The 5849-nt window shown below is 37.1% G+C and carries 5 protein-coding genes and 1 pseudogene; 1 reads left to right on the top strand and 5 read right to left on the bottom strand.

The features are described from left to right. The 3 genes and pseudogenes from PVV69_RS09085 to PVV69_RS09095 all read right to left on the bottom strand — a co-directional run. Positions 1-2354, bottom strand: a 2354-nt coding sequence (locus PVV69_RS09085) for a DEAD/DEAH box helicase family protein (protein WP_273757251.1), incomplete at its 3' end; no start/stop codon positions are given. Positions 2355-3139: 785 nt separating this feature from the next. Next, positions 3140-3847 (bottom strand): annotated as a pseudogene (locus tag PVV69_RS09090) (DUF3987 domain-containing protein); the annotation flags it as partial. Further along, a complete protein-coding gene (locus PVV69_RS09095) occupies positions 3808-3933 on the bottom strand; it encodes a hypothetical protein (protein WP_273757252.1) in 126 nt (41 codons plus the stop codon). The gene PVV69_RS09095 and the pseudogene PVV69_RS09090, both read right to left, overlap by 40 nt. A gap of 211 nt (positions 3934-4144) precedes the next feature. Between PVV69_RS09095 and PVV69_RS09100 the strand changes: the two genes are divergently transcribed. Further along, on the top strand, positions 4145-4783 hold the full coding sequence (locus PVV69_RS09100) for a hypothetical protein (RefSeq protein WP_273757254.1): 639 nt from the start codon (positions 4145-4147) through the stop codon (positions 4781-4783). Positions 4784-4891: 108 nt separating this feature from the next. On the opposite strand, the gene PVV69_RS09105 is transcribed toward PVV69_RS09100, so the two are convergent. Both PVV69_RS09105 and PVV69_RS09110 read right to left on the bottom strand, forming a co-directional pair. Further along, positions 4892-5530 (bottom strand): hypothetical protein, encoded by a 639-nt coding sequence (locus PVV69_RS09105; protein WP_273757253.1) that lies wholly within the window; start codon positions 5528-5530, stop codon positions 4892-4894. A gap of 103 nt (positions 5531-5633) precedes the next feature. Further along, on the bottom strand, positions 5634-5834 hold the full coding sequence (locus tag PVV69_RS09110) for an AlpA family transcriptional regulator (protein ID WP_004856846.1): 201 nt from the start codon (positions 5832-5834) through the stop codon (positions 5634-5636). Positions 5835-5849 lie beyond the last annotated feature (15 nt).

Consider the following 5849-nt stretch of genomic DNA (forward strand, 5'->3'; position numbering starts at 1 on the left):
TTGACTTCACTATTTACGTTGTTCTGTAATTCCTTATGAAAGGCATCAAAAGCATGAAAGGCTTCACTGGTTTCATCAGCAAGTAGATTTTGAAGATGCGTAATATGGTTTTGTGCAATCTCAGCAACATTGCCAGCCCATATACCCCAATAATCCGTGATTTTAAAACTATCCAGAAAAATCGCTTTGACAAAATCAAAAAATTCAGAACGGCGGAATAAGTCTCTTTGCTCGTTATACCCCGATTGAGATTTGCTTGCTGCTGTTCCAATAACATGTCCAGAACTTTCTGTTTTTGATTGTATCGTGACCTCATCAACTGTTGTGGTAAGTTCTTTTAATTCATTGTCACGCTTAATCTCTATAATCTCAATCGTATGACTGCTATCTTGCCCTAAAGACATCTGATTAATCGTCCGAGCAAGTCTCTCATCATGGGAATGTAAAGCATGCAAAACTTGCCAAACAACACGGTACCTCTTATTGTTTCGTAAAGCTTTTTTGGCTTCTAGGTGTGAAGGAATGATAATGGGTAAAATGATATAGCCCGTCTTTTTTCCCTTGGCACGACGCATCACACGCCCCACCGCTTGGATTACATCCACTTGGCTATTGCGCGGGTGTAAAAACATGATGGCATCAAGAGCAGGGACATCAATCCCTTCTGAAAGACACCTTACATTGCTTAAAATCCGACAAACATTGTGACCCGCATCTTGTCTTAGCCAATCCAACTCTTCATTGCGTTTTTTGACACTTTGCTTTCCGTCAATATGTCTTACTTCACAGTTCAAAAAGGGAACCGTTTTAAGGAAATCATTGATATGAGATTTGATAATTTTATTGAAGAGCTTTGTAACATATTGAGAGGTGTTGATATCTTTGCAAAAAGCTAAAGCAGACTGCATAGGCTCTGTATCATCATCATCAACAGCTGCTTCCTTATCTATTTTAGTCAGAGCTCTATAACAGCCAATAATTTTTGCCGCATCATCTAAATCAATTTCACGGTTTTCATTGGCAATAATCTCCTGTATGGCTGGTGTGATATAGGTTTCATCAATGCCTAAGACCACAATCTTGTAAGGGGTTAAAAGTTCATTATCGACAGCTTCTGCGAAGCTATAATGATGGAGTTGTTTGCCAAAAAGCACCTCATCATCCATGGACGCCAAAACGGCATTAATCTCATCAGCACGCCTTTTGGCAGTCTCACTAAAGATACGAGGCGTTGCTGTCATGTATAGACGTTTTTTACCCCGAATGATGCTGTTATCATGAACCTTGATGAATTCAGATTCATTGTCCTCACTTCCCAATGAAGTTCCAGTGGTTCTATGGGCTTCGTCACAAATGATCAGATCAAATTCGGGTAAACCATAGTCTTTTTGCGCATCCGAAATCACTTGAATGGAATGATAGGTTGAAAAGATCACCGTCATTGCCTCTGCGAAGCTTTCACAAGCTTCTTTGGCAAGGGCTTTCGCATCTGTTGTAGCAGGGAGAACAAGATCTGATGTTTCCATGCCAACAATATCATCTTGGTTTTTACGACGCTTGCCTACTTTTGTATCAGAACACACGGCAAAGGAACGCAAGGGAATTTGTGCATCTGCTGTCCATTCACGGATTGTTTGTGAGACTAAAGCAAGAGAAGGGACTAAAAACAAAACACGCTTGCCTTTTCCGGCGAGAGTTTCGGCTATCTTAAGACTGGTAAAGGTTTTACCCGTTCCACACGCCATAATCAGCTTGCCACGGTCTGCTTCTTTTAAACCTTCACAAACTTTCTTGATGGCTTCCTCTTGATGGGGGCGAGGCTCTTTTGTTGATTTCAAAACAACTTCTTGTTTTGTTGCAAATATTTGCCAGTCTATACGACTGTTTTCCATATAATGAAGGTCAATGCGATAAACGGGTATCGCTTGTCCTTTAATCATGGCATTCACATTGTCAGTTAATTCACTTTCCGTGCTATCAACGAGAAGGCGGTATTTAAAGATGTCTTTTCCAGAGGCTGCGATAAAGCTATCAATATCCTTTTTACTGATCTGATGATCTGCTTTATAAAATTTACATTGAATAGCCACATATCCCTCTTGATTGCGAAGCTTAGCGACTAGATCAATGCCGATATCATTTTTATTCCAATCTTTACGTTCTTTTGCCCATTCAAAATAGCTTTCAACCTTTTCATACCGTCCATAATGGAGAGGGTCATGCATAAGATATTTGCTAACAAAAGCTTCAAAAATTTTTCCCTGTTCAGCATTTGATGTTGCTTGTTCGCGATAATATTCCAACAGAGAGCGTAAAGTGATTTGTTCATGATCAGACTTAAGAGATTGCAGCATATTATAACAGAGCTCCATTTTGATATGAGAGGGTTAATTCTTTTCAAAAGAATCAAAATGAAGCTTATTAAATCCATTTTGAATGGATAGCGATAACAAAATACAGAAAATACTAAACCTCTAAATAGGCAGTAATAATAAGACACATACGAAAATAATCGCTGTTATAATTACAATAAAACCAATAATTTCAATAAGATAAGATAATTTTCTATACATTTTTATCCATACATTACTATTATTTGTTCATTTAACTTAGTAAAAATAATCGATACAATATGTATTTAATTATTAAAAATAAATGTTCTTATACATTTTCTAATTATGACTCTTTTGAATGAATGGTAAAAAGCGGGTAATTTTTTCAAAAGGGGTTTTAAAAGGCTATTTATCCACAGCCTATGAGAGAGATTAAATCAGTACAATAGTGAAATTTGCTATTCATTTGATGTGTTAATCAAGATAAATATACTATGTGCTTTAAAACATTAGAATGATTATTTTGATAGGTTTTATGAGTGACTTTAATAGATAGGTTTTGAAGGTTCCTAACACCTTCAAAACACCTTCAAAACACCTTCAAAACATATTGATAGTTGTGTTTTTAGCTTTGTAATATCACTATAGGTTGTTTTTTGAAAAGTTCATAAATCTTAATACATTGAAATATAACAACTTTTATTTTAGATTAAAAAAATATAATAAAGAAGAACCTTCAAAACCTTCAAAACTAATAAATGGAGAGTGCTTTGAAGGTTCATTTTAAAATATAAAGTTATAGGGTTTTATGTTTTTTTAACTAAAGGACGCCATTCATAACGTATGGTAGGTCGACCACCTTTGGCATTATTATCTAATGGTATTCGACGAATATAATTACAACGGCATAAAACATCTAAAGCCTGCTTAACAGCTTCCATATCTTTTAAACCCGTCCAACTTCTTTGATGAATATCACGTAAAGTAAAAACATCGGGTAAACAATCACAACGCTCGACAATCAATTTTGCACGCTCTGCTGTTAATGTATCCCCCGCCCCATAAAGGCGTTTTATATGACTTAACAAATATTTTTCCCAACGCAAGGCTGTTTGAAGGGCTGCTTTATTGATTTCAAAACGACCTCCCTCAACAAGTTCAAAAATCAAAGCAAGGGTTGGTATGGTCTTTGGCATTTTCAAAAGATGTGCTTGTAAGGGGGCAGAGAAATGCCCTCCTTTGACTGTTCTTTGAAAATTTTCCCACCATTCACGAAACATCTCTTGAGCTTCAGCAGAAAAACGTATGGTCATGGGGTGTTTTGGTGATCCTAAAGGTTTATTATAAAGAGAACGAAAGACCTCTTGATAACTTTCCCATGCCTTTTGATTGGGCGGTCTATCAACCCAGTCACGCTTTTTTAGTTCATCGGGAAAAACCAGCATTTGAAACCGTTGCAATAAACCATCATCATTTATTCCACGGTGTATGGCTTGAATAATGGGAATAATTCTACCCCTTTAACACGCTCTTTTCCAGCATTAGGAGGCAGAGGCTTTTTGATCGGTTGTAAAACCTTCTCTGTGTTTTCTAATGTCATAAATTTCTCCCTCCAGATAATAAAAAACCCCGGATTTGCGGGGATTTTAGACTGTACATCACGCTCATTTAGACACAATACACCTAAGTACAGTGATATCATTAAATACGATTTGCATCACTTTCTTAACACAAAAATAACACATATTGATAACTTCAAAGGGAATCTGTTAGACGATATTTCCAATAGAACTAGTTAAAAAGTAATAAACATGACAATCGTATTAATTATCTTGTGTATTCTACTATTAATCCCATTTATTGGAATTATATTGGAAGGTTTAGGCTATTTAGTTATGGGCGCTATAGCGATAGGTCTTATTGTCCTACTCGTACTGGGAGCAAACGCCTTAGGATTTCTATTATGTTCAATAATAGTGTTCATAGCAATGATATTAATTGCAATTCATGCCCTTAAATCGGACCTGAAAACATGGGAAGAAACAGTTTTATACTGCGCTACACTATTTTTACCACTGCTTCTGTCATGGCTTACTACATGGGTTTTTACGGATTTGACGAACAGCATTAAAGCTAGTGGTGGAGACTACCGTAACATCGAGAATATAGCAATCATGTCTTTTGCGACAGCGCTTACCTATACTGTTTTTTCGTTCATACGCACTCTTGCTCATTGGAACGGAGATATTGAAAACGATATTAAAAACTATAGTAAATTTATAGTTAAATTTTATTGCGCAGTACCTATAATGTGGTGTGTAATTTTTTGGCTCGAAACGGTAGGACTAATATTAGTCATAATATTTATTTTCTATTGCATTTACAAGAGTATAAATTCAGATAAAGGTGAAGATAAAACCTCTAATAAAAGTACTTCTGAAGAGCATTAAAAGCAACTCTTAGTGAACTTACAAGATGTGGTAACTCTTGATCTTCTATAACGAGGTATTGTAGTGCTGCTTAGAGGTTATACTGTCTATAAAGATGTTGCGCTTCTTTTATTGCCTCTTGCATGGCTTGATAAAGACCTCAAAGCCTTGGCTATAAGCACGCGCAGCTAGGGTAAAACCTGCTTTACAACCCGCATCATCTGCTGGTTTCTGATCTGTTTTACAGCCATTGGCTTGTAAAAAGGTTCTATGAATGGCAAAGGAACCAGCCCCCTTAACAAGAGCAACCAACGCGGGTAGTGTCATTGCTAAGGGGTGTGGGCATTTATCGTGAAAACGTAAATCAGCAGGCAATTCACAAGTAATACCCCGCTTGCGTAAATAGGTTTCTGCTAGCGTATCTTTTATCGGTTGGCTTTGTTGCCAAATCTTTTTTGCTCTTTCTGCTTTCTGTTTTACTCCTTTGAGATCAGCAGAAAACTGTTTTGAAAAAGAAAGCGTATGATCACAAGCTTTATCAATAAAGGCTTGTTTTTCCAGCAAGCCAATTCTTCTAAGCGCTTGTATGATCTCTCTAAAAGAGCAGCCCGCATAACAAGTGAGTAAGAGATGCCCATCATGTCCATTGGCAAGGGATAAGCTAGGCAATTGATCATCATGGGCTGGACAACGGGCACTTCCATAATGCCCATACCAAACCCCACGCAAGGCATTTGTGATGCCCTGAGCATTCGTAAAAGAAAACATGTTTTTTTATCCTATGAATATTGCACCATAGGACGGATTTTGCTAACTCTAGGGTGATGAGTTTGAGAAAGCCTTGTCCGTCCTTACGTGACAAGGTTTTTTTTTATGCGACGTCGTTATAACGTTGCTGTTTGGCTTGCTCGATTACATTGATAAGATCCGATTGTAACCAGCGCGATAAAAAACCAAATTTTAAAGGTTTTGGGAGAGAGCCATTGGTCACATGACGGCGGAATGTTGAAACACTCATATGAAGCAATTTTGCACTTTCACGGTCAGTTAAAAGAATATCGTTTTCTGTCATTATAATTTCCTTTCA

Source organism: Bartonella sp. MM73XJBT (assembly GCF_028618465.1).
GTDB lineage: Bacteria > Pseudomonadota > Alphaproteobacteria > Rhizobiales > Rhizobiaceae > Bartonella.

Coding starts and splice junctions, on each gene's coding strand:
- PVV69_RS09095 (WP_273757252.1), bottom strand. CDS start 3,933: ATGACATTAGAAAACACAGAGAAGGTTTTACAACCGATCAAAAAGCCT.
- PVV69_RS09100 (WP_273757254.1), top strand. CDS start 4,145: ATGACAATCGTATTAATTATCTTGTGTATTCTACTATTAATCCCATTT.
- PVV69_RS09105 (WP_273757253.1), bottom strand. CDS start 5,530: ATGTTTTCTTTTACGAATGCTCAGGGCATCACAAATGCCTTGCGTGGG.
- PVV69_RS09110 (WP_004856846.1), bottom strand. CDS start 5,834: ATGACAGAAAACGATATTCTTTTAACTGACCGTGAAAGTGCAAAATTG.